25 protein-coding genes are annotated in these 23970 nt (G+C 62.7%); 18 read left to right on the top strand and 7 right to left on the bottom strand.

Translation table 11 applies throughout. The features are described from left to right. Nucleotides 1-89 precede the first annotated feature (89 nt). Both M1E02_RS01945 and M1E02_RS01940 read left to right on the top strand, forming a co-directional pair. Complete coding sequence (locus tag M1E02_RS01945; RefSeq protein ID WP_479376487.1) at nucleotides 90-524, top strand: DUF6153 family protein; 435 nt, start codon at nucleotides 90-92, stop codon at nucleotides 522-524. Between the two features lie 80 nt (nucleotides 525-604). Further along, nucleotides 605-1216 carry a DUF305 domain-containing protein gene (locus tag M1E02_RS01940; RefSeq protein WP_479376486.1) on the top strand — a complete coding sequence of 204 codons (612 nt, stop codon included), beginning with the start codon at nucleotides 605-607 and terminating at the stop codon, nucleotides 1214-1216. A 43-nt stretch (nucleotides 1217-1259) separates the two neighbouring features. On the opposite strand, the gene M1E02_RS01935 is transcribed toward M1E02_RS01940, so the two are convergent. After that, nucleotides 1260-1850, bottom strand: coding sequence for a TetR/AcrR family transcriptional regulator (locus M1E02_RS01935; RefSeq protein ID WP_479376485.1), 591 nt, complete (start codon nucleotides 1848-1850; stop codon nucleotides 1260-1262). A gap of 98 nt (nucleotides 1851-1948) precedes the next feature. On the opposite strand from M1E02_RS01935, the gene M1E02_RS01930 reads away from it, so the two are divergent. The 3 genes from M1E02_RS01930 to M1E02_RS01920 all read left to right on the top strand — a co-directional run bounded on the left by M1E02_RS01930 (nucleotide 1949) and on the right by M1E02_RS01920 (nucleotide 2902). Continuing rightward, entirely contained in the window at nucleotides 1949-2128 is a 180-nt protein-coding gene (locus tag M1E02_RS01930) for a hypothetical protein (protein ID WP_479376484.1), read from the top strand. Next, nucleotides 2125-2649 (top strand): DUF2269 domain-containing protein, encoded by a 525-nt coding sequence (locus M1E02_RS01925; RefSeq protein WP_479376483.1) that lies wholly within the window; start codon nucleotides 2125-2127, stop codon nucleotides 2647-2649. Before M1E02_RS01930 ends, M1E02_RS01925 begins: the two co-directional genes overlap by 4 nt. 100 nt (nucleotides 2650-2749) lie before the next feature. Beyond that, the gene (locus tag M1E02_RS01920) at nucleotides 2750-2902 is read left to right on the top strand and encodes a hypothetical protein (protein WP_479376482.1); all 153 of its coding nucleotides are present in this window, start codon (nucleotides 2750-2752) and stop codon (nucleotides 2900-2902) included. Here M1E02_RS01920 and M1E02_RS01915 read toward each other — a convergent pair. Then, complete coding sequence (locus tag M1E02_RS01915; protein WP_479378035.1) at nucleotides 2899-4287, bottom strand: MFS transporter; 1389 nt, start codon at nucleotides 4285-4287, stop codon at nucleotides 2899-2901. The two genes, M1E02_RS01920 and M1E02_RS01915, sit on opposite strands and share 4 nt — an antisense overlap. Before the next feature lie 225 nt (nucleotides 4288-4512). Here M1E02_RS01915 and M1E02_RS01910 point away from each other — a divergent pair, with 225 nt between their 5' ends. Next, nucleotides 4513-5406, top strand: coding sequence for a helix-turn-helix transcriptional regulator (locus M1E02_RS01910; RefSeq protein WP_479376481.1), 894 nt, complete (start codon nucleotides 4513-4515; stop codon nucleotides 5404-5406). 65 nt (nucleotides 5407-5471) lie between these two features. Here M1E02_RS01910 and M1E02_RS01905 read toward each other — a convergent pair whose 3' ends face one another. Then, entirely contained in the window at nucleotides 5472-6341 is an 870-nt protein-coding gene (locus tag M1E02_RS01905; RefSeq protein ID WP_479376480.1) for a helix-turn-helix domain-containing protein, read from the bottom strand. A 90-nt stretch (nucleotides 6342-6431) separates the two neighbouring features. Between M1E02_RS01905 and melA the strand changes: the two genes are divergently transcribed. From melA to M1E02_RS01890, 3 genes are all read left to right on the top strand, one after another. After that, nucleotides 6432-7844, top strand: coding sequence for an alpha-galactosidase (melA, locus tag M1E02_RS01900; protein ID WP_479376479.1), 1413 nt, complete (start codon nucleotides 6432-6434; stop codon nucleotides 7842-7844). Between the two features lie 125 nt (nucleotides 7845-7969). Next, the gene (locus tag M1E02_RS01895; protein WP_479376478.1) at nucleotides 7970-9646 is read left to right on the top strand and encodes an extracellular solute-binding protein; all 1677 of its coding nucleotides are present in this window, start codon (nucleotides 7970-7972) and stop codon (nucleotides 9644-9646) included. A gap of 163 nt (nucleotides 9647-9809) precedes the next feature. After that, entirely contained in the window at nucleotides 9810-11882 is a 2073-nt protein-coding gene (locus M1E02_RS01890; RefSeq protein WP_479376477.1) for a cellulase family glycosylhydrolase, read from the top strand. Here M1E02_RS01890 and M1E02_RS01885 read toward each other — a convergent pair. Beyond that, nucleotides 11879-12028, bottom strand: coding sequence for a hypothetical protein (locus M1E02_RS01885; protein WP_479376476.1), 150 nt, complete (start codon nucleotides 12026-12028; stop codon nucleotides 11879-11881). The genes M1E02_RS01890 and M1E02_RS01885 overlap by 4 nt on opposite strands. A 109-nt stretch (nucleotides 12029-12137) precedes the next feature. On the opposite strand from M1E02_RS01885, the gene M1E02_RS01880 reads away from it, so the two are divergent. From M1E02_RS01880 to M1E02_RS01865, 4 genes are all read left to right on the top strand, one after another. Continuing rightward, nucleotides 12138-13292: an epoxide hydrolase family protein gene (locus tag M1E02_RS01880; protein ID WP_479376475.1), complete on the top strand. Its 1155-nt coding sequence runs from the start codon at nucleotides 12138-12140 to the stop codon at nucleotides 13290-13292. Nucleotides 13293-13415: 123 nt separating this feature from the next. Further along, nucleotides 13416-13982 carry an RNA polymerase sigma factor gene (locus tag M1E02_RS01875; RefSeq protein ID WP_479376474.1) on the top strand — a complete coding sequence of 189 codons (567 nt, stop codon included), beginning with the start codon at nucleotides 13416-13418 and terminating at the stop codon, nucleotides 13980-13982. Next, nucleotides 13979-15079 (top strand): CU044_5270 family protein, encoded by a 1101-nt coding sequence (locus tag M1E02_RS01870; protein WP_479376473.1) that lies wholly within the window; start codon nucleotides 13979-13981, stop codon nucleotides 15077-15079. Before M1E02_RS01875 ends, M1E02_RS01870 begins: the two co-directional genes overlap by 4 nt. Before the next feature lie 35 nt (nucleotides 15080-15114). Then, the gene (locus M1E02_RS01865; RefSeq protein WP_479376472.1) at nucleotides 15115-15516 is read left to right on the top strand and encodes a VOC family protein; all 402 of its coding nucleotides are present in this window, start codon (nucleotides 15115-15117) and stop codon (nucleotides 15514-15516) included. Here the strand turns inward: M1E02_RS01865 and M1E02_RS01860 are convergent. Both M1E02_RS01860 and M1E02_RS01855 read right to left on the bottom strand, forming a co-directional pair. Beyond that, the gene (locus M1E02_RS01860) at nucleotides 15513-17027 is read right to left on the bottom strand and encodes a sensor histidine kinase (RefSeq protein ID WP_479376471.1); all 1515 of its coding nucleotides are present in this window, start codon (nucleotides 17025-17027) and stop codon (nucleotides 15513-15515) included. The two genes, M1E02_RS01865 and M1E02_RS01860, sit on opposite strands and share 4 nt — an antisense overlap. Then, nucleotides 17024-17770 (bottom strand): response regulator transcription factor, encoded by a 747-nt coding sequence (locus M1E02_RS01855; RefSeq protein ID WP_479376470.1) that lies wholly within the window; start codon nucleotides 17768-17770, stop codon nucleotides 17024-17026. Before M1E02_RS01855 ends, M1E02_RS01860 begins: the two co-directional genes overlap by 4 nt. A gap of 111 nt (nucleotides 17771-17881) precedes the next feature. Between M1E02_RS01855 and M1E02_RS01850 the strand changes: the two genes are divergently transcribed. From M1E02_RS01850 to mptB, 5 genes are all read left to right on the top strand, one after another. Continuing rightward, on the top strand, nucleotides 17882-18697 hold the full coding sequence (locus M1E02_RS01850) for a methyltransferase domain-containing protein (protein WP_479376469.1): 816 nt from the start codon (nucleotides 17882-17884) through the stop codon (nucleotides 18695-18697). 162 nt (nucleotides 18698-18859) lie between these two features. Continuing rightward, nucleotides 18860-19219 (top strand): YciI family protein, encoded by a 360-nt coding sequence (locus M1E02_RS01845; protein WP_479376468.1) that lies wholly within the window; start codon nucleotides 18860-18862, stop codon nucleotides 19217-19219. Between the two features lie 31 nt (nucleotides 19220-19250). Continuing rightward, nucleotides 19251-20555: an RNA polymerase sigma factor gene (locus tag M1E02_RS01840; RefSeq protein WP_479376467.1), complete on the top strand. Its 1305-nt coding sequence runs from the start codon at nucleotides 19251-19253 to the stop codon at nucleotides 20553-20555. A gap of 116 nt (nucleotides 20556-20671) precedes the next feature. Further along, nucleotides 20672-21022, top strand: a complete 351-nt coding sequence (locus M1E02_RS01835) for a hypothetical protein (RefSeq protein WP_479376466.1) — start codon at nucleotides 20672-20674, stop codon at nucleotides 21020-21022. A gap of 48 nt (nucleotides 21023-21070) precedes the next feature. Continuing rightward, nucleotides 21071-22669, top strand: coding sequence for a polyprenol phosphomannose-dependent alpha 1,6 mannosyltransferase MptB (gene mptB / locus M1E02_RS01830; protein ID WP_479376465.1), 1599 nt, complete (start codon nucleotides 21071-21073; stop codon nucleotides 22667-22669). Here the strand turns inward: mptB and M1E02_RS01825 are convergent. Next, a complete protein-coding gene (locus tag M1E02_RS01825; RefSeq protein WP_479376464.1) occupies nucleotides 22666-23970 on the bottom strand; it encodes a glycosyltransferase 87 family protein in 1305 nt (434 codons plus the stop codon). The genes mptB and M1E02_RS01825 overlap by 4 nt on opposite strands.

Genomic DNA, 23970 nt, shown 5'->3' with positions numbered 1-23970 from the left:
AGGTGCCTGACGCCGTCGTTGATGAACAGTAAGCCAGCATCCAGGACGGTAGCCTTGAAACCGCCTGAATCTTTGGAAGGAGGAACGCCATGAACCGCAACAGGACAGATAACGCCATGGCGTTCCTGCGCAGGATGGGCCTGCTCGCCGCGGTTCTCTCGATCATCGCCGGCATCTTCGGCATGCACGTCGTAAGCCCCGCGCACTCGGCCCATCATCAGGGAACGGCTCACCAGCAGACGGTCTCCCAGCATGACGCATCAGTCCACGCTCACACCACGGTCCCGGATGTGGCTGCCGCATGGTCGATGGAACGTTGCTCGTGCTCAGGGGACTGCACCAGCATGGAGGCGGCCGCGGCGTCCTGCACGCTCTCCACGAACACAACCACCCTGGCGGCACCGTTTCCAGGCAGCACCTGGGTGGGCGTCAACACCGATGCCAGGGCGAACCAGGCAACTGCCTACTGGGCTTTCCACCCTTCGAGCCCTTCTCCAGGCGAGCTGTCAATCAGTCGGACATAAAAACGGCCCGTGATCGCACTGATGACTTGGACCACCCCGACGGCGCAAACGCCACACCTGAAACTCGAAGGATCTGACTGATGAACAAGAAGACGTTTTTGACCATGTCCGCCACCGCCCTCGCCGCTACGCTTGCCCTCGCGGGCTGTGCAGCTGATTCCGGATCCGGCGGGCACAACATGACCGGTCACAGCACTGCTGCCGGCTCTCCATCCGACACTGCAACCGCCTCCGCCGTGCTCCACAACGCGGCCGACACCATGTTTGCCCAGATGATGATTCCGCACCATGCCCAAGCTGTGGAAATGAGCGACATGGTCCTGGAAAAGCAGGACATCCCGGCTCCAGTGAGGGACCTCGCCACCAAGATCAAGGCCGCCCAGGGTCCGGAGATCGAAACGATGACCGGGTGGCTGAAGAACTGGAATGAATCCGCCACTGCCCACGCCGGGCACGGCATGGAGGGCATGATGAGCGAAGCGGATATGGCAAAGCTGGAAGCCGCTCAGGGGACGGAAGCTGCGAAGCTCTTCCTGAGCCAGATGATCACCCACCACGAAGGCGCTGTGACCATGGCCAAAGCTGAAGCAGCAGACGGGGTGAACCCCGACGCCGTGAGTCTCAGCAAGGTGATCGTGACCGCGCAGGAAGCGGAGATCGTCGAAATGCGGAACCTGCTGGGTACCCTCTGACCAACTGCCGCAGCTTACGCTGTCAGCCGCTGCCCGCCGTCGTTCATTGAACGGACTCACCGGCGGGCAGTGGCGGCTGCAGCCCTGCAAGGGTGACTTTCACCAAGCGGGCAATAGCCTCCCGTTTGCTCATCCCCGCAGCCGCTTCCAGGGCATGAAGGCAGTAGGCAGCCAGCTCGTTCGGGGCAACGTCACTCCGGAATACCGCAGCCTCAGCCCCTTCCTGAATCAGCTCCGTGAGGAAGTCATTGAGGTGCTGCCGAGCGTGACCTACATGCGGCCCCCGATGCAACTGGGCAGCTTCTTCGCCGCTACGGTGCGAATGCGCGATCAGGGCGTAGGTCGCCAGGACGGCCTCGAGCTGGCGGGCCGGGCCCTCATTATGCTGCCGAACCTCGGCCAGTTGCTGCAGATGGCTGTGGATTTGACGTTCATGCCAGGCCGCCAGAATGGCATCCACGTCAGGGAAGTACTTATACAGAGTGGCTCGTCCGATGCCGGCAGACTGGGCTACCTGCGACATCTTCAGCGAGGACAGTCCGTGCTCCGCCACCAACGTTGCAGCGGCGTCCAAAATCGCTTCTCTCACTGCCTGCCGGTGGCTTTCAACTGTCGTGTTCCAGAGCTTCGGCATCTACGGAGTATACAACCTGACGCCCCTATATACAGGCCGTCGGATAGGATACATACTGTCTTATAAAACCCGCCGGAGTCTATTGAGGAGTTGCGGCAATGGCTGAACCAACTGAGCCCGCCAAATCGCCCGAAGAGAAGCATCACTCCATCGCCCGTGGCCCTCAGCAGGGAACACCGCGTTGGGTCAAAGGCTTTATGATCGCAGCCCCGATCCTCGTGGCCGTCTTCGTCATTGTGCACCTGGCTGGGGGCGGAATGGCAAGCCATACACCGTGACAGTGATGCCCGGGGGCCTGCGAAAACTCATGCTGACCGCCCACGTCGTCTTTTCAGTCGGCTGGCTCGGAGCCGTAGCCTCTTTCCTCGCCCTGTCCCTCGCGGGCTTGCTCAGCGCTGACCCCCAGCTGGTTCGTGCGGCTTATCTGGGGATGGACCTCCTGGGATGGTTCGTCATTCTTCCGCTGAGTCTCGCCTCTCTGATCACCGGCATCGTTCAGGCGCTTGGCACGGCGTGGGGCCTTTTCCGTCGCTACTGGGTGGTCATCAAACTCATAGTCACAGCCCTGGCCACTGCTTTCTTGCTCCTCCACTTGCAGCCGGTCACCGCGATGGCCCACACAGCTACGGGGTCTGAGCTCTCCCCGGGCGAAATGACGGGGATGCGAACCCAACTGTTGGTCGACGCCGGGGCCGCACTGTTGGTTCTGCTCGTGGCCACAGTGCTTTCCGTCTACAAGCCCCGCGGACTCACCCGCTACGGACGGGCTCGCGAGACGGACGTGGCCTCACGTTCATAAAACCTGGGATCCTGGTCGCCGCGTCCCGCCGTTTCTGCGTCATACTGAACCCCACGACGGATAGCGTCCGCGCAAGGCATGCGACTGGAAATGGGGATCCATGAGGCTTGAAGGCTGGCACGTAGTTTTATTCCTGGCGATGCTGGTGGTGGCGGTAGTTGTCATCGTTGCAGTGACCCTCATTGTTATGTGGACGGTACGCCGCGCCAACAGAGGGAACCGCCGTGAGGATCCAGGCTCATCGCGCCCTTAGGTGCAAGCTTTCCGCGGCTTCTTGAGGAACAGCGCCACCATCAGCGCTGCGGCAAGGCAGAGACTTGCGTTGACCCCAATGGCCAGAGTGACTCCGCTGAGTACGGCCCGCCCATCGGTAGACCCCAGGGACACGAGCTGCGCAGTAAAGACGGCGCTCATGACGGGGATGCCCATGGTGATGCCGATCTGCTGGCTCATGGTTGCCAACCCTGTGGCGAGGCCCTGCTCCCCCTCCGGCAGCCCGGACGTGGCTGTGACCATGAAGCCCACTATGACAACCAGGTTGGCAACACCGCCCACAAAGGTAGCGGCCAAAAGCAGTGCAATGGCCGCGGCGTGGTTGCTCAGCATGACCAGGGATGCTGTCGCGATGGCCTGGACCAGGAAGCCGTAGACGATAGCCTGCTTGTTTCCTACCTTGGCGATGACCTTCGGTCCAAGGACTCCGCCCAGAACGGTGCCCAGGCCCAGCACGGCAAAGGCGAGTCCGGCACCAAGGGGCGTGTAACCAAGAACCTGCTGGAGGTACAAGGTCAGCAGGAACACCAGGGACGTCTCAGTCACGAAGGCCAGAACACCGGCGATGTTGCCCCAAGCGACGGTGGACCGTTTGAGGATTGCCAGGGGCACGAGTGGGAATTCGGCCCGTCGCTCCACCGCGGTGAAGGCAATGAACAAAACAGCTGCTGCGGTCAACGAACCGAGCGTTAGCGGATCTGTCCAGGAGTTCTCCGCAGCATGCGACGTACCGAAAACGAGGGCGAGGAGGCCAAGAGTCACCATGATGGCGCCGGGGACGTCCAGTCTTGTCTTGGTGTTCGGCCTGCTCTCAGCGAGTACGACGGGCGCAATGGCCAGCACGGCTACTGCCACCGGGATATTGATGAAGAACGCCAACCGCCAGCTGAAGATATCGGTGAGGAGCCCGCCCAGGATGGCACCCGTGGTGAAGCCTGCGGCCATGAGCGCCCCATTGAGTCCCAGCGCCCTGTCACGCAGCGGGCCCTCCGGAAATGCGCCCAACAGCAGTGACAGCGCCGCCGGCACAACCATGGCTGTAGCGACGCCCTGGCCTACACGGGCAATGAGCAGCACGGCGGGCTCAACCGCCAGACCTCCCATCAGGGATGCCGCGCCCAGCAGCGCCATGCCAGTGAGGAACATCTTTCGCCTGCCAGCCAGGTCGGCGACCCTGCCGAACAGGAGGGTCAGTCCTGCGGCACAAAGGGAAAATGCCGTGGCGATCCACTGCAGGCTATCCAGGCTGAAGCCGACGTCGGCACCGATGGTGGGCAGGGCGACGTTGAGGATGGAGAAGTCGACGGCGAGCGTAAAGCTTGCGGTCAGGAGCACGATCAGAGCTAGCCGCTGTTTGCCGCTCATCCCAGGAGCCGATGAGGTGTTGGAAACAGCTGGCCCCAGTAGTGCGCCTGGATCGATGGTCTCGGATGGAGTGGTCATGTGGTGGTCCTTGTCCGCTTGTCGGGCCGCCAAGGCGGCGGGCTCAATCCTCAGCTTCGAGGAACACGGCAACATCAACCACACCCCGCTGTGGGTACCCCTGGCAGTGACAGGACAATCACTCCTGTTACCGGCAGACTGGAGTTCATGAGTAATCTGAACGAACTTGGGGAGTTCCTTCGCGTCCGCAGGGCGGCCCTTCAGCCGGAGGACGTGGGCCTTTTGAACTACGGGATCCGCAGGGTGCCCGGTTTACGAAGGGAAGAGCTGGCCATGCTGGCCGGAGTCAGTAACACCTACTACACCCGGCTGGAGCAGGGACTGAGCACAAACGCCTCCGAATCGGTCATCGGTTCCATTGCACAGGCCCTGGGCCTGAACACCGATGAGCGCGCACACTTGTTCAACCTCGCCCGGCCCGGCAAAACAAAACGCCGCACGTTGGCCAAACCGGACAAGGCCAGGCCTGGAACCGTTCGCCTGGTGCGCTCGATGTTCACCACTCCAGCGGTTGTTTTGGGCCGCCGCAGCGAAGTGCTGGCATGGAACCCGCTTGGCCACCGATTGGTTGCCGGGCATCTGGATCTTGCCGCGCCCGATTCGCCATCGACCCGTCCGAACTTGACCCGGATGCTGTTCCTGGATCCGCACACGAGGGAGCTCTACCCGCACTGGCAGAAGGAGGCCACCCGCGCGGTCGCTTCGCTTCGCCTTCTGGCCGGTATGTCTTCGGATGATCCTGAACTGGCGGCCCTTGTGGGTGAACTGACCATGAAGAGCCCGGAGTTCGCCACGATGTGGGCTAAGCATCCGGTGGTGAACTGCATGTCAGGCCTGAAGCACATGCATCATCCTGAGGTGGGTGACCTTGAGCTGTACTTTGAAGTGCTGACGCAAAACGATGAGTCAGGACACCGGATTCTGATGTACACCGCCGACCCCGGCACACCGGCAGCGGAAGCTCTGCATTTACTACGCGCGGATACAGACGAGCCCAAAGCAGCCAGGACAATGGGCACCGTGCAGAGCGTCAGGGCCTGACTGAAAGGCCCGGCTGAAGCGCCACTTGTGGCCCTTGATTTAGGTTCCCAACCAGTGCTCTCAGGTCAAGGTAATATTCTTTGCCGCCTGTATGTACCTGGTGACGATCCGCACAGGCGGGTGAAGTGGTCGTAGAAACTGCTTTGCGAACCGAATCCCGCCGCGTGGGCGATGGCTAGTGTTGTCATTGATGTCGTGATGAGCAGTCGCTGGGCCTCAGCAACCCGGCAACGAGTGAGATAGTTGCCCAGCGTCGTGCCGACCATGTCACGAAACAGCGTCATTGCATAGTTTGGGCTTAAATGCGCGGAGGAGGCAATGTCCGACATCGAGATGTTCTGTCGGAAATGGGTGGTCATGAACTGCGCCATCGTAGTAACACGCATCATGCAGTCACCTGTCGCGGCAGGAAGGGTTTGATTTTCGTCGGCATCAGAGCTTGACTGCAAATGGTGTTGCAGCGCCCGTCTTGTCACCGCATGCGCCTCAAGGAGCGCAATCGTCTCGCCCTCGCAGCTTTCCAAGTCACTTATCCAGGACTTGAACATTGATTCCAAGTTCCGCTCGACAGCGGCTGCTGGAACAACGATCAGTTGATTCATGAGGAGTTCGTTGAGATTTCGGTTGGGAAGCCCCCAGCTCAAAACCTTGGCAAGTGGAATGTGCAGCCAACAGACGTCGCTCGGCGTCGCATCTTTAGCAATGAGTTGATGGGGCGTAGCCGCCCAGAACAACGCCAATTGACCGCTTTCAACTCTGACCCGCGAGCCGCCGAACAGATACTCCAAGGCGCCGTCCAGAACGAAATTAAGTTCAAGGTCGTCGTGCCGGTGCGCTCTCGGCATCGAAGGCACCTCGCCTCGCCATACCCCGAGCCGGGACGCAGTTATTTCGACCGAGTCAGGAGATTCTGGCAGCAGGGTTTCGACGGGCATGGCCCTAAACATACAGGCCAGCGTAGTATCCCGGAACATTCGCCGTTTGGAACGGAAGTGAGATTCTGGTCTGCAGCCTAGCTTGGATGGATGACAACGTCCTCTTCCCAAAAAATTACGATCATCGGTGCCGGTGGGTTCGTGTTTCCGTTTCGCCTCATAGGTGATCTGATGAGTTTTCCGGCCCTCCGTTCAAGCACCCTGTGTTTGATGGACCTTGACCCGGAGCGGCTATCGCGCACTGCTGATGCTGCCCGATCCCTCATAGCCCACCATGGTTTCGATGCCAGGATTGTCGAGACCACCGACCGCCGCGAGGCCCTCCTCGATGCTGACTTCGTTATCATTACCTTCCAAGTCGGTGGTATCGATTCCTACAGGCACGACGTTGAGATCCCGCGGAAATACGGTGTAGACCAAGCGGTCGGGGATACTGTCGGTCCGGGCGGTGTGTTCCGATTCCTCCGTTCCGTCAACTCGTATGAAGCCATCGCAGCGGATGCTCTGGAATTGTGCCCCAATGCGCAGTTCATCAACTACGCCAACCCGATGGCCATGGCCACAGGATTCCTCAACGCAAAAGGGCTTAAGGCCGTCGGGCTCTGCCACAGTGTCCAGGGGACGACGCGGATGCTGGCCAGGACCCTCGATGTTCCCTACGACGATGTGAGTTTTGTCTCTGCCGGCATTAACCATCAAGCCTGGATTCTCAGTTTCCGCCGCGGCGAAGAAGACCTCTATCCAGGCCTGCGTGCGGTCATGCAAAGCCGCCACCTCCGAGGCCAGGGGGCAGACAACCTCGCAAAGGACGACGGTGATCACAGCGAGCCCGCTGAAGCTGCCAGCAACTACGAGGGGGGCAACGAACAAGTACGCACGACGATTATGGACGCCTTCGGGTTCTTCCAGACCGAGTCCAGTCACCACGCGTCCGAGTACCTGCCGTACTTCCGGAAGTCGCCGGACCTTACTCTGGAATACATTCCGCAACGCTGGGACTACTACGAAATCTGTTCCAGCCATGATGAGCAGGGCGAAATCGAAGACCAGCTCGAATATTTAAAAGCGAACCTCGCCACCTCGGTCGAGTACGGCGCCAGCATCATCAACTCGATCGTGACGGGAACACCGAGCGTTGTTTACGGCAATGTGCCGAACGACGGATTGATCGGGAATCTTCCGGAATCCGCCTGCGTTGAGGTGCCTTGTTTGGTGGACGCGAATGGCGTGCAACCCACTGCGGTCGGCGACCTGCCGGCTCAGCTCGCAGCCATCAACAGAACCAATATCGGCGTACAGGATCTCGCCGTCAGAGCTGCGCTAACAGGCGTGCGTGAACACGTGTACCACGCGGTAATGCTCGACCCGTTGACGAGCGCCCTGCTCACACTCGATCAGATCCGCGCCATGACTGACGAGCTCCTTGAGGCGCATTCCGGACTTCTGCCAGCAGCACTACGCCTCACAACGATGCAGTCCGCGGCAGACGCAGCCGGAAGCTGAGTAATCGAATCGCTTCGACAGATTCCTGGCCTAGCTGCCCTGTCGCAAAGCTGCGCAGGGCAGCAGCCGACGCGGCAATTACGCATGCGTCAGGCCAACAGATGTCCACACAAAGGAGTGCAAACATGCTTGGAAACAATGCCTCACCGGAAGGCAGCGCGTCCTTGAAGGAGCTGGGCCGCGCCGGCGTGGGCCGCAGGTCCTTCCTTAGCCTCGTGGGTGGTGCCGTGGCCTTTGCTGCCCTGCCTGCGCTCACCTCATGCAGCAGCGGTGGCGGGGCCCCGCAGGCCACCACGTCCGCGGGGATGGCCGATGCCACGTCCAAGCTCATCCCCAGCTACATCCCGCTCGACATTGTCAAGCCGGACATCCCGAGTGTGAACGGTACTGCGCCCGGCTTCACCAGCATCCCCTCAACCTTGGTCAAGTCAGTCCAAGGTGTTCCGGGTAAAGGCGGAAGCTATACAGTCATGACCCCGGCCTGGTGGGCAATCCCGCAGGCGGATAACAGCTACTACCAGGCCGTCAACGAGCGGCTGGGCGCAAAGCTGAACTTCCAGGTCAGTGACGGAAACACCTACGCAGACAAAGTCCAGACAGTACTGGCCTCACCCAAGGACGTGCCGGACTGGATAGTCATCCCGTCCTGGAACATCCCGCCGCGGTTCGGACAGGCAGTCAAGGGCCTCTTCACGGACCTTTCCGAGTACCTTGCCGGCGACAAGATCAAAAAGTACCCCAACCTCGCAAATCTCCCCACCGCTGCCTGGAAGTACAGCTGTTTCGAGGGCGGCCTCTATGGGCTGCCGTTCCCGAACGAGCAGGTCGGGAACGCCTTCTTCTACCGTAAGGACCTGTTCGATGAAATGGGCCTGGAACAGCCAAAGTCCGCCGATGAATACATCGCAATAGCCAAGGAAATCACGGATCCGGCCAAGAACCGCTGGGGTTCTGAAGATGTGTGGACGGGCGCGCAGTTGATGCATGGCGTGGACAACTGGAAACTGGTGGACGGCAAGCTCCAGAGCAGGTTCGAGTCTGACGAATACCGGGCTGCCCTGGAATGGGGGGCAAAACTCTACGCTTCAGGCGCTGTCCACCCCGACGCCGTGGCCGGTAACACCCAGAAGATGGGGCAGCGCTTTGGGTCCGGCGCGTCGCTGATGACCAACGACGGGGTTGGTGGCTGGCATGGAGCCCTTGGCCTGAACCTGCCCAGCAACCCCAAGTTCCAGATGCAGCCCATGGACTTCTTTGCCCCTGACGGCGGCAAGCCCACGTTGTTCCGCGGCTCGCCCGCCGCCATCTTCAGTTTCATCAAGAAGACCGATGATCCTTCGAAGGTTGAGGAAATGCTGGCCCTGGCCAACTTTGCGGCCGCGCCCTTCGGTACGGAGGAGAACATGCTGATCGTCAACGGCGTTGAAGGCATCCACTACACCCGCGACGCACAGAACGTTCCGCAGGCCACGGCCAAGGGCAAGGCGGAAGTCACCAGCACGTACGCGTTTCTGGTGAGCTCCAGCACGGTGACCAACCAGGTCCAGTACCCCGGCTACGTGAAGGCCAAGACGGACTGGGAAATCCGCCAGGCCCCCTACGTGGTTGACCCCCTCTTCTACGGCCTGCAGATCCAGGAGCCCAGCAAGTTCGGGTCCCTGGGGAAACCGTTCGATGACCTCTCCAAGGACATTCTCCGCGGGCGCAAGAGCCTTTCGGAGCTTGACGGGGCCATCGCCACCTGGAAGAAGAACGGAGGAGACGAACTGCGTGAGTTCTACGCAGGATTCCTGGACGCCTAGGGCGTGTCTCCTGTAGCGGCGAGCCAGATGCTAACTGCTCGTAGAACAATGACAGATTATGTAATGACGATCGACAAAGCTGTATGACAAAACTTAGACCCGCCGTTCGCACGGCGGAGCCTTCGCTCACTTCAAGAACCCGAACCGTCAAGGAGAGTCCCACATGAGTTTGTACCCCCATCGAAGAACCCGTCTGCGGCTGGTCGCCGTCATGGGCGCCGTGCTCGCGTTGCTGGCGACCGTATTCCTGGGCACAGTCACCGCCCAAGCGGCCCAAGGCTGCGAGGTCGATTACAAGGTCACCGGCCAATGGTCGGGCGGCTTTAACGCCAACGTCGAGGTCACCAACCTCGGCGAGCCGATCAAAAACTGGGACCTCGGGTGGACCTGGCCCACCGGCCAGAGCGTCACCGACATGTGGAACGCGAAGGACAAGAGCAAGGCCGGATCGGCCAAGGCCGCCAGCCGGGGCTACAACGCCATGCTCGCCGCCGGCGGTTCGACGTCGTTCGGGTTCACCGGTTCGTGGTCGGGTGCGAACACCGACCCGACCGAGTTCCGCCTCAACGGCCACCTCTGCGAGCCGGCCACCCCGCTCACCGCCATGGAGCAGGTCGCGGCCATGCAGCCGGGCTGGAACGTCGGCAACAGCCTCGACGCCTTCGGCGGTACCGGCGGTGAGACCGCCTGGGGCAACCCACCGGTCACCGAGGAACTCCTCCAGACCATCAAAGCCGAGGGCTACAACTCGATCCGCCTCCCGGTGGCCTGGGATTACGAGCACACCGGCCCGGGACCGGACTACACGATCGCCCCCGAGCGCATGGAGCGTGTCGCGCAGGTCGTCGACTGGGCGATCGCGAACGACCTCCAAGTGCTGGTCAACATCCACGACCAGATGTTTACCAAGGAGCTGCCGGACGACCGCGAGAACGTGTTGGCGAAGTTCAACTCGATGTGGACCCAGATCGCCGAGCGGTTCAAGTACTACCCGTCCGAGCTGTCCTTCGAGAGCATCAACGAACCGCATTTCCCCACTGACGAGGCCAACAAGGACGCCCACACCGCCACGCTCAACGTCGCCTTCCACGAGACCGTCCGCGCCACCGGCGGCAACAACGAGGACCGGCTCCTGGTGCTGCCGACGTGGGTCACCAACTCCGAGCAGCCGCACCTGGATGCGCTCAAGGCCACCATCGACTCCCTCGACGACCCGATGATCGCCGCGACCGTCCACTTCTACGGGTTCTGGCCCTTCGGCGTCAACGTCGCCGGGGTCACCACCTACGACGAGGCGACCCAGCAGGACCTGGAGAACACCTTCCAGCGCGTGAACGACACCTTTGTCGACAACGACATCCCGGTCATCGTCGGGGAGTGGGGCGTCCTCGGCTATGACTACACGCGCCCTGGCGTCCCCCAGTCCCAGCAGTACGGCGAGCTGCTGAAGTTCTTCGAGGCCACCGTGTACCAGGCCCGGGAGCAGAAGTTGACCTTGATGCTCTGGGACGCCGGCTCGTACCTCAACCGCAACACCCTCGAATGGCGCGACCCGCTCTTGCGCTCGTACATGGAGTCGGGGATGACGACGCGTTCGGGCACCACCTCGTTCGACTCGATCTACCTCGAGAAGGCCGGGACCATCGCGGACGAGTCGCTCACCCTCAACCGCAACGGCCTCGAGTTCGCGGGCCTGTGGCACGGCGACACCGCACTGGCCGAAGGCGCTGACTACACCGTTGAGGGCGACACGCTCACCCTCACCGCCGCCGCGCTCACCCGCCTCGCCGGCGACCGCGCCTACGGCGTGAACAGCACGATCGAGGCCCGCTTCTCGGACGGTGTGCCGTGGCAGATCCACGTCATCACCTACGACACGCCGCAGATCTCCGCCCTCACCGGGAACACGGACAGCTTACCTTGGTCCCAGTGGGAGGCCTGCAACTCCTCGTGCTTCGCGATCCCGACCGAGTTCAACGGCGACGAGCTTTCCACGATGGAGGCCAAGTACGCCGACGGCACCACTGCCGGGCCCCACGAGTGGACCGAGTTCAAGGAGTTCTGGGTGACCTTCCGTCCCGACTACAACGCGGGCACGATCAGCCTCACCCCTGACTTCTTCAAGGAGATCAGGGACGACGAGCCCGTCACCCTGACCTTCCACTTCTGGGGCGGCGGCACGATCGACTACACCGTCACCAAGTCCGGCACGACGGTGACCGGAACCCCCGCCTAGGCGGCCTGAACAAGAAAGACGGCCAAAGAACCGGCGGCAGGGATTGTTCCCTGCCGCCGGTTCTCGGCGAGGTTCAGGACCGTGTGGTGCCAAGGACTCAAGGACCGGCCACGCACACCCGACGGGGACATGGCCGCCCACGTCACCGCATTCCTCTCACTTCTCCACCTCTGAAAGCCCGGATTGGCTCCAAACCTCGCTGGATTCCATCACCTAGGACCGAACCTGACCTAGCTGCCTCCTAGAGTTTTTTGTATGGAGAAAAACAACGAGATCCTGCCCTTCACTATCGACATTCCCCAGGCAGACCTGGACGACCTGCATGACCGACTCGCCAGGACGCGGTGGGCAGCCGACCTGCCAGACGTCGGCTGGAGCCGCGGCGTTCCTGTCGGCTACCTCAAAGGCCTGGCCGAGTACTGGCGCGATGGCTACGACTGGCGCGTCTTCGAGCGGGAGATGAACAAGTACCCCCAGTTCACTACCGAGATCGACGGACAGAACATCCATTTCCTCCACGTCCGCTCGCCCGAGCCGGACGCATTGCCCATGATCATGACCCACGGCTGGCCCGGCTCCATCGTTGAGTTCCTGAATGTCATCGGCCCCCTGACGGATCCCAGGGCACATGGTGGAGATCCGGCGGACGCGTTCCACCTGGTGATCCCGTCCATCCCCGGCAGCGGATTCTCCGGGCCCACCAGCGACGTTGGCTGGGACACCAACCGGGTAACCCGGGCGTTCGCTGAGCTGATGAAGCGGCTGGGCTACCAACATTATGGTGCACAGGGCGGCGACACCGGAGCAGTCATCTCCCCGGGGCTTGGCCGGCTCAACCCCGGCAGGGTGGTTGGCGTGCACGCGAACGGGCTCGCCGCATTCACAGCGGTTGACCCTGACGAGGTGCCGGAGCTGACCGAGGCCGAGCGGAAGCGGCTGGAGCACCTGCAGTATCTGGAGACCGAGCAGTCCGGCTACGCCATGATCCAGATCAGCAGGCCTCAGACCTTGGCGCACGGGCTCCACGACTCTCCGGTGGGGCAGCTGGCCTGGATCGTGGAAAAATTCAAGGAGTGGACCGACCCCGCCGCTGAACTGCCCGAGGACGCGGTGGACCGGGATCTGTTGCTCACCAACGTGATGTTGTATTGGCTGACCGGCACAGCCGGGTCCTCGGCCAACAGCTACTATGAGACCGCGCATGCCGGAGCCTGGGGCGCGAGTGAACGGTCCCCGGTGCCGACCGGGGTTGCTGTGTTCCCCCTGGATACGTCGATCCGGCGAACTGTCGAGCTCGAACACATGGTGGTGCACTGGTCCGAATTCGACCGTGGCGGCCACTTCGCCGCCATGGAGGCCCCAGACCTGTTCGTAGGTGACGTACGGGAGTTTTTCCGTAAGGTCCGCTGAAACAAAGCTGCCTGTTTCTGGCCTCCAGGCTTATCTTCGGGCGTTTGGGAACGCGCCGATATACGTGAGGCCACTTGCTGCCTTTTGCGACACACTTGGTCAGGTGGCGGACAGGTATAGGTTATGAGTCACCTTTCGCGTGCTCCTGATCGGGAGCAGACCTTCATTTTGTTGTACGAGGCGGTTTACAAGGATCTGCTCCGGTTCGTTCAACGCCGTGAGATTCCGGACCGCGCCGAGGACGTCGTTGCGGAGACGTTCCTCGTAGTGTGGCGTCGTTTCGATGAGTTGCCTCGCATCCATGACGACGCGAGAGCATGGATTTTCGGCATAGCGCGGAATATCTTGCTGAACTCACAGCGCGGCGAGCAGCGGCGACAAGCACTCGGCGTCCGTCTCGCGGATGCCGCGTTGGTCTCGAGCCTTGATCACGACGCCGAACTGGTCATGGACCGCGTAGACCTCGGGAGAGCGTGGCGGCTCCTCTCCGAGGTCCATCAAGAGGCACTCGGCCTGGCCGTCTTTGAAGAGCTCAACGCGCCCCAGGCTGCAGCCGTCCTCGACATCTCACCGGTTGCGTTCCGTCTGCGACTAAGCCGCGCCCGCAGGGCCCTTCGGTTGCTTACCGAACATCTCCCCCAGCCCTCCCCAATGTCAGAACCCTCCCTCGAAGGGGCACCCACGCCATGACCCGCAATCAAGACTTTGACACCCTGCTTCGATCGCTCGACGCCGCTGACCATGGCGATCCCGTCAATACACAACGAGCCGCCGTCGACCTTCAACGCATCCTCTCCACAGCGCCACTAGCAACGGTCACCAGCTTTTCTTCATCAGCTTCCCTTCCCGGATCCTTGTCCACCAGCACGCCCGTCTTACCGAAGGCGGGCGTCATCCATATCCGCCGCCGCATCGCGCTGGCCTCCGCGGCCGCCGCTTTCCTCGTGGGCGTCCTCGTGACCGCTGACGTTGTCCTGCCCAACCGTCCAGGAGCAACCGCCGAAGCCGTCGAAGTCCTGAACAACGCTGCGGCGGCCACCATCCGAACTTCCGATCCGGTGGTGGGACCGGGCCAGTATCTGAAAATCGAAACGACCGCCGTCTACGGGGCCAGCACCTCGGCAGTGAACGGAAGCCAGGTCTCCTGGATGGAGAAGACCAATGGGCAGCTCTACGTGCCGGCGGACCGGGACGGGGAATGGGTCTGGAACCGTGAAGATAGCGTCCCGGTTAGCTTCTCCAGCGAAACCGCCAAAGCCGTGGAAGCCGAGATACGGAAGGCACGACCGGAAGGGCGGTCCCCGTACGGCCTGGAGCGTGGCCACAAGGGCGTCTTCTACGAGGGCGAACAGGCAGGAATCATTGGGGCGCCACTGACGGAAACGGACAGTCTGCCCAGGGATCCACGGGCCCTACTGGACCTCATCTACGAGCGGACAAAAGGCGCCGGGAAATCTCCTGAGCTGGAGGCCTTCGTTACCATCGCGGACAGCCTGCGCACCGGTGTCGTTCCCGCGGATCTGCGGGCCGCCATGTACAAGGCCGCCGCGCTCATCACCGGCGTCACCGTCGCGGACAAACAGGCAACGGTCGACGGCAGGACCGGGATCGCCATCGGCGTGGCCATTCCCGGGGGAGGTTCCCGGCAGGACATCATCATCGATCCCGTGTCCGGACTCGTGATCGGGGAACGGGACATCCTGCTCAAGGACTACCCTGGTGAGCCGGCAGGGACCGTCGTGGGCTGGAGATCGGTGCGGACATCCGTGGTGGACTCCGCGCCCTGAACGTCAAGGCATTGGAAGGATGCAAGACTCGGACCATGACAGGAAAATCAGTGGGCGCCCTGCATCACGTGGAACTTTGGGTCCCCGACCTTCAGCGGGCCAGTGAGGAATGGGGCTGGCTGCTGTCCCGTCTTGGCTATCTGCCTTTTCAGGAATGGTCCCTTGGACGGAGCTGGCGGCTGGGTCCCACATACATCGTGCTGGAGGAATCACCCCACATCACCGGCCGTGTCCATGAGCGCACCCGGCCCGGCCTGAACCATTTGGCCTTTAACGCGGGAAGCGAAACCGACGTGGATCGTCTGGCCGGGGAATCCAGAGCCCATGGATGGATGCCCTTGTTCGAGGAAAAGTACCCGAACGCGGGTGGATCCGGACACTACGCCGCCTACCTCGCCAACAGCGACGGGTTCGAAGCAGAGCTGGTCGCGGGCTAAACCGGAAGCGTGACAGTAAAGCGCGTGTTCCCAGGCTGGCTGGTGACGCTGATGGTTCCTCCGTTGGCGTGCACCAGCGCCTGCACAATGGCGAGCCCAAGACCTGTGCTGCCGGTGGCGGAACGGGCTGTGTCTGCCCGGCTGAAGCGTGTGAAGATGCTTCCCAGGAAGGCGTCGTCGATCCCCGGCCCGTTGTCTGAAACGGTAACTGTGACCACTGAGTCTTCCTTCCGCAGCGTTGTCCGGATGGTGGTCCCCGGCGGAGTGTGTTTGTGGGCGTTGGCGATGAGGTTGATCAGCACTTGACGGATCTCAGACTCGACGGCAGTGATGTGCACAGGTTCCTGCGGCAGATCCAGCGTCCAGACATGGTCCGGGGCGGACAGCTGGACGTCTCTGGTCACCTCCACCGCCAACTCCGTCAGATCCACCTCCGTTGGCTCGCCGCGCTGACCCTCATCAAGGCGAGCAAGCAGCAGGAGATCCTCCACGAGGGAGGACATGCGCTCGGATTCGCTGGCCACACGCTTCAAGGCTGCCTTATCGGCATCCTGGAGTCTGTCGCCCATCAGGACCAGTTCCGTATACCCTCGGATGGACGTCAAGGGAGTGCGCAGTTCATGGCTGGCGTCGGCAACAAAACTCCGCACTCGCGTCTCGCTGTCCTGCCTGGCCTTAAGCGCGCGGGTGACGTGGTCAATCATCTCGTTGAGGGCAATTCCCACCGTCCCCACTTCAGTGCCGGGCTGGGCAGCCGTCGGAGGGACGTGGACGTTCACGGCGACTTCACCTGAGGCGAGCGGAAGCTCCGTTACGGAGGTGGCAACAGCGGACAGTTCCTCCAGCGGCCGCAGCGATCTTCGGATGATGAGGGTTCCGGCCAGGCCTGTCACGAGCACCCCGAACAGCGAAACGGCGGCTATTGTTCCGTCCAGCGAAGCGAGCGTCCTGTCACGATCCGCCGTCGAAAGTCCTGTCACCAGGACATCGCCTGTGTCCGGGACGACGGCGGAAACCACCCGGTACCGTCCACTGGACAGCACAGTTTCCACCGGAGTTGACCCGGGCGTCAGCCGGGACACAACCATCAAGTCAGAAGCCGTCAGCGGTTTGGTGCTGCCGTCATCCTGGACGACGGCGGAGACTCTCCCGCCGCCGTCGTCGAACAAAGCGTTCAAAGTGCCGGGGCGTTGCCCGCGGGCTTCCGATGGATCCGGCGCGGAGGGCCGCCGCGGCCCTCCGCCAGGTGGACGCACCACACGCTCGGCAGCGGCCGCCAGCCCGCCGTCCAATTCACTTGTCAGGTAGGCGTTCATGGCCACGTGGCTCACCACACCGACCGCCGCGCAGATCAATGTCAGCAGAACAAGCGTGGCCACAACCAGCTTGGTGCGCAGATGCCACGCCCTCCGCCCCGCTCCCAGCCCGGCGCGCACCGCCGCAGGTCGGGCGACAGGTCGGGCCCCTGCCGGTCCCGCAGGTCCGGCCCCCGCCACGCTTGGCTCCGTCACTGCGCGGCCGGTTTAATGACGTAGCCCGCACCGCGGACTGTGTGGATCATCGGCGGCTTCCCCGCCTCAATCTTCTTCCGCAAATAGGAAATGTAGAGCTCCACGATGTTGGCCTGCCCGCCGAAATCGTAGTTCCACACCTGGTCAAGGATCTGGCTCTTGCTCACAACCCTGCGCGGGTTCTCCATCAGGAATCTCAACAACTCCCACTGGGTTGCAGTCAGGGATATTTCGTCGCCCCCGCGGGTCACCTCCCGCGTCTCCAGGTTCAGCACCAGGTCGCCGACCACCAGCTCAGCTGAATCCGAGGCGGCAACCCCGGACCGCTGGACAAGGCGGTGCAGCCGCAGCATCAGTTCCTCCATGCTGAACGGCTTGGTCACGTAGTCATCGCCGCCAGCCGCCAACCCGGAAATCCTGTCCTCAACCGCGTCCTTGGCCGTGAGGAACAGCGCTGGAATCTGGGGAGCGAACACCCGGATCTTGCGCAGCGCCTCCAGTCCGTCGGCCCCCGGCATCATGACATCGAGGACCAGCACATCAGGACGGAAATCCCTGGCGATCTTGACGGCGGACAGCCCGTCATTGGCGATGGCAACGGTCCAGCCGGCCATCCGCAGGCCCATCTCCACCAGTTCAGCCAGGCTCTTTTCGTCGTCTACAACGAGGGCCCTGATGGGGCTTCCGTCAGGGTGTGCCAGGCGCGGCAGATCAGAGAGCGAATGACGCGGACCTTCTGACATGGCTCCTCTTCCTTCGTCCCTTGGATTTCCTCCTTCACTGTAGGCGCTGGGCCCACATTGTGATGTGCCGGGTTGCGCTCCTTTTCAACGCTCCGGGGGTAGCGTTTCACTATGAGTGCCGAGCAGCCTGACGACGTCTACACCCACGGCCACCATGAATCTGTTGTGCGCGCCCACGCGTCCCGGACTGCCGAGAACTCGGCAGCGTTTGTGATCCCCTACCTCACCAGGGGATCGTCCGTCCTGGACGTGGGTTGCGGTCCGGGAAGCATCACTTGCGATTTCGCCGCCCTGGTTACCCCTGGCAGAGTGACCGGGCTGGACAGATCCCCCGACATCATCGCCCAGGCCAGGTCCCTCGCGGCCGAGCGCGGTGTGGAGAATGTCGACTTTGTGGCCGGGAATATCTACGATCTGGACTTCGAAGACGGAACGTTCGACGTCGTCCATGCCCACCAGGTCCTCCAGCATGTGACCGACCCAGTGGAAGCGCTGCGTGAAATGAGGCGCGTGGCCAAACCCGGCGGGATCGTGGCAGTACGCGACGCCGATTTCCACGGCATGAGCTGGTACCCCGCCATCCCGGAACTGGATGAGTGGATGGAGCTGTATCAAAAGATCGCCCGCCGCAACGGTGCCGAACCGGATGCCGGGCGCAGGCTCGTTTCCTGGGCACAGGCCGCCGGCTTCACGGACGTCGCGCCCAGCAGCAGCAACTGGCTCTACGCCACCGGCCAGCAGCGCCGCTGGCAAGCGCGGGTCTGGGGCGAGCGGGTACTGCACTCCGCCTTCGCAGAGCAGGCATTGGAGTACGGCTTCGCCCAGGAGGCCGACCTGACCCGCCTCTCTGCCGGCTGGCACCGCTGGGGCTCCACTGACGATGGCTGGTTTCTGATTCCCAATGGTGAGATCATCGCCCGGGCATGACGACAGGCGCGACCCTCGGGCGCGAGGGCGGGTCCACACCCGGCGCAAAACCGCCGTCGAACTTTTTCAAAATATGTTCCGGAGCATGTAGAGAAACAGGCAGCGCCTCCGACCTATGAATGAAGGCACCACCCACAGGTGCCACTAACCAAGGAGCCAGAGATGAAATACATGATCATGATGTTCGGTTCGGGCGAAACCATGATGGAAACCGCCGATCCGGCATGGATCCAGGAAATGATCGGGTTCATGATCCAGATCGACAAGGATCTCACAGACTCCGGCGAGCTGGTGTTCAATGCCGGCCTGGCCGACGGCAGCACCGCAAAACTGGTCAAGCAGACTGACGACGGTGTGATCACCACAGACGGTCCGTACGCCGAGTCCAAGGAGTCCCTTATCGGCTACTGGGTGGTGGATGTGGCCAGCGAGAAACGGGCCGTCGAGATCTGCTCCAGCATCGTCAAGTACGCGGGAACCGTGGAGCTGAGGGCCGTCCAGGACGGACCGCCGGATGTCTAGCGGGCAGTAAGCCGGGAAGCACCGAGCCCTTATGGAACCGGGAAGCCGCCAGCTGGAGGACCTGCTGCGCACCCTCGCGCCGCAGGTCCTCGGCGTGCTTGCCCGCCGCTCCGGCCAGTTTGATGCGTGCGAGGACGCGGTACAGGAGGCCCTGCTGGAAGCCTCCCTCAAATGGCCGGACGAGGGCGTCCCGGAAAATCCCCACGGCTGGCTGCTGACTGTCGCCGGGCGGCGCCTGGTGGATCAGTGGCGCAGCGAGAGCGCCCGCCGCCGTCGGGAAGAAACGTTCATCCTGGAGTCTTCGGTGTTGCAGCCTGCCGGAGCCGTGCCCGCCCACGGGGATGCCGCCGGGGAGCCGGCCTGGGAGCACCGGGAGTACGACGGCGGGGTGTCACCTGACGCCGATGACACTCTGACGCTGCTGTACTTGTGCTGCCACCCGGCCCTTTCGCCGCCGTCCCAACTTGCCCTGACACTTCGGGCCGTCGGCGGCCTGAGCACTGCTGAAATCGCCAGCGCCTTCCTGGTTCCCGAGGCCACCATGGCACAGCGGATAAGCCGGGCCAAGGGCACCATCGCCCGCGCCGGTGCACGCTTTGAAGCGCCGGCACCTGACCAGGTGATGGGGAGGACCGCCGTCGTCCAGCAGGTCCTCTACCTGATTTTCAATGAGGGGTATGCCGCGAGCTCCGGGCGTTCCCTGCAACGCTCGGATCTGACCGGCGAGGCCATCCGGCTGGCCCGACTGCTGCTGAACGTCATCCCCGCAACGTCACCCGCACGCGGCGAAACCTGCGGCCTGCTGGCACTGATGCTGCTGACCGATGCCCGGCGGCGGGCCCGCACGCTGCCCGACGGCGGACTGGTGCCGCTGGCGGAACAGGACCGCAGCCTGTGGGACACGTCCCAGATCCGGGAAGGAGTTGCGCTGTTGACAAGCACATTGGGCAAAGCCCCGGTGGGGCCGTACCAGCTGCAGGCGGCCATCGCTGCAATCCACGACGAAGCTGCCACGGCGGACAACACGGACTGGCCGCAGATCCTGGCACTTTACGATGTGCTGGAGCGGATCGCCCCGAGCCCGGTGGTCACGCTCAACCGCGCCGTAGCGGTGGCCATGGTGAAGGGACCGCTCGCTGGTTTGGCCGTGCTGGGAACTGTGGAAGCAGATCCGCAGCTCGCCCGCAGCCACCGCCTTGACGCAGTGCGCGCGCACCTTCTCGAACTCTCGGGGGACACGGCGGCTGCCCGCGAGGCTTATCTCCGCGCTGCTGGCTCGACGGCGAGCCTGCCGGAGCGCCGTTACCTCGCCGCTCGTGCGGCCCGGTTGCGCTAGACGGATTCGAATCTGGAACGCGAAGGCCTCGCAGTCCTCGCTCAGCCCTGACAGGGTCCTTCCACAACCCGCTGCCGCATGCTGGGTACAAGCAGGCGAGGGATGGGAGTGCAGAGATGGGAAGGATCGTTCGCGGAACAGCGGGCGTGCTGCTGGCCCTGAGCATCGGAACGGGACTGACCACGCCCACCGCCTTCCTGCCACCGCCAGCACAGGCCTCCACCTCGGTGGCGCACAGGCCAGCTCCCTGGTCAACCAGACGGGGTGCGACGACGACGGCGGTCCGGATACGGAACGGGAGCTGCCGGACGGCGGCCAGGACAGCCACTCCTCCGGGAGCTGAGCTCGAGCAGCCCAAGCAGGAGGCCCGCCGGCGGCGGATCGTAACGGACGGCGTCGGGCTGTTAAACAACAGTGGCTGCTGGAGCCTCGGTGCTAACATGGAGCTGCGCTTGGGGGTCGTCTGAACCGCCTTCGCTGTCGGTTCAGCCTAGCCCACCCGAGAGTTCCCCATCATGATGTCCGCCAATTCGTCCAAGGGCACCGGAGGTCAGGTGGAGCACCAAGTAGAGGAGAGTCAGTCCTCCCGCTCCGGCACAGGGGAGATCCCCGTCGAGGCTCGTCCGCGTGCCTACTGGGCAATCATCCAAGGCCTCGTAGGGTCCCTCATGATGTTCGTCGGATCCATCGGTACAGGATGGATCGCGAACGGTTCCCCGATGATCCGTCACCCGCTGGTGATTGCCCTGCGGACAGAAGGCTGGGGAGTCACCACCGCAACCCTGCTGCTCACCCTTGGTGCCATGATGCTGATGCGTTCCTGGTTGCGCCTCGGACAGCGGCTGGGCAACTGGGGCCCGGGCTCGCTCCGGTCGGTAGCCTGGGCTATCGCCGTCTGGTCAGCGCCCATGCTCTTTGCCGTCCCCATCTATTCCCGCGATGTCTACGCCTACACAGGACAAGGGCGGCTGGTCCAGGAAAACCTCAACCCCTACAACACCGGCATCTCTGCCCTCAGCAACTGGTTCGCCCTCGGCGCTGACCCCGCCTGGGCGGAGGCACGGACGCCCTACGGACCCTACTTCCTCTGGCTTGAGGGGCTGGTGGTCCAGATCACTGGCGCGCAGCCTGACTTCTCGGTTTTCCTTTTCCGCCTGATTGCGGTTGCCGGCGTGGTCCTCTGCATGGTCTACGTTCCCAAGCTCGCGCAGCTTCACGGAATCAACGGCGGCAGGGCCCTGTGGATAGCCGTGGCCAACCCGCTCTTCCTCATCAGCTTTGTAGCCAGTGCCCATAACGATGCCCTCATGGTGGGACTGGCGGTAGCAGGCACCTACTTCGCGGCCACGAACCGTGGATTGTGGGGTGTCCTGCTGGTGACAGCGTCCATTGGCATCAAACCCATTTCCATAGTTCTCCTCCCCTTTATTGGCTTGCTCTGGGCCGGGCAGGCCGCCGGTTGGGGACGGAAGTTCTGGTACTGGTTCCTCACAGCGGCCATCAGTTTCGGCGTGCTGGCAGTAAGCGGCCTCCCGTTCGGCCTGGGCATGGGCTGGGTTTCGGCCATCACGGATCCGACCCCGGGGTACACCGGCTATTCGCCGTCGGGCTTCCTTGGCCAGCAGGTGGAGGGCCTGGCAAACGCGTTAGGGCTCGACGGCGGCATGCTCGCCTCGGGATTGCGGTCGCTGCTCAAATGGGCAGGGGTAGGCCTGGTGATCCTGCTGATGTTCAAGGGAGACCACTCCCGGCTTATCCGGAGGATGGCTCTGGGCTTCGCCGCAATCGTGGTGCTTTCCCCGATCATCCAGCCCTGGTATGTCCTGTGGTTCATCCCCCTGCTCGCTGTAACGGGCATACGGGACGACTGGCAGATCTGGACCGTCTACGTCATCATCACCTTCTTTGTGGTGTTCGGTGCGCAGGACCAGCTCTCAGTGTGGGGATTTGTGGAACTGGACTACCAGGCTTCCACCCTGGCCTTCTTCGTGGCCCTCGCGTTCGTCCTGTACCTGCTGTTCATAGATAACAAGACGCGCAGGCTGCTGGTTACACCGGCGGCCAAGGCGGCGCTGCTGTCCCGCCAGCGCCGCCCGGAGGACGTTCCAAGCTAGTCCTGCGGAGGTCCCGTACCGGCCGCAGCCGCGACCGGCCGGCTCTTGCGGGCCGCCAACTCCAGCGTGCGCTTCACGGACCAGTACAGGAGAACCACAAGGAGCACGTTCCGTGCCGTGAGGACCAGGGCAATCAGTGGGTGGCCGTGGATCAGCGGTGTGTAGAACAAGGGATAGATCACGAAGGTGAGAGCTGCTATGGACATCAGCAGGGCGCCCGGCACCTTCCAGCGGTTCCAGTCATGGGTCAGTCCCGCTACCACCACCGGAGCCAGCCAGATGATGAACTGCGGGGAGCCCACCTTGTTGAAGACAATGAAGGCGGCCGTCATCATGAGCGCGCCTTCGAGGAACAGCTCTTCGCGCTCGGCCCCCCTGCGCAAGGCCCACATCAGGAGTACAGCACCGGCCGCCACGGCCACGAGGAAGAGGGGCTGCATCAGAACTGCGGCGATGGAAACCCCTGGACCATAAACTTCCGAGGAGTTGATGGCCACATTGTCAGCAATTTTTGCGTCGCCTATGTTCAGGACGCTCAACCAGAGCCAGGGAGTGGAGAACGTGGCTTCCAGCTGCATCCCCCGCTCGCCTTGGTTGGTGAGGAAGTCGAACAGGTGGCTGATTCCGCCCGCCCAGTAGGTGCCCACCACCACGGCTGCGCTGACAGTGATGCCGGCGGCGATGATTTTCAGGCGGTCCTTGCTGGCAATCAGGATCGGCAGCAGAACAGCAGCCGGCCAGACCTTGATCCACGTGGCAACGCTGAGCAGCACGGTGGCAACGGCCGGCCTGCGGGCCGCGAACAGCAACGCAACCAGGACAATCGGGGCCGTAATGCCCTCAACACGCGCAAAGCTGAGGTATCCCATGAACACGGTAAAGCCCAGCAGCCACCAGGCGGGTGCGATACCTTCAGGCCGTCGTCCGCCGCGGATAAGGTAGGCCACGGCCCCCGCGTTCAAGGCAGTGATCATGAGAGTCCACACCAGCAGGTAGAAATCCGGCCCGGCGATGTTGGAGAAGTAAATGGGCAGCTGGGCCAGGGCCGGATACACCCACGGGCTGATCGATGCCGCACCGTTTCCGGGGTTGGCTCCGTTCACGGCCCATTCCCGGTACTGCAGCGTATCGCTGAACATCTCACCCTTGAGGATGAAGGACATCATCCAGGCCAGGAAGTAGAGATGAACAACTGCGAAACCCCACCAGACAGATGAGGGCCTGCTCAGCCACTTCAGAGCAGCCGGTGTCAGGATCTTGTCACCAACCCGTGTCAGTACCTGGCCGACCCTGTGCAGCAT

Source organism: Arthrobacter sp. Z5-13 (genome assembly GCF_056499105.1).
Note: the sequence above shows the minus strand (reverse complement) of the source record. Positions and strands in the feature narration are given on the sequence as shown.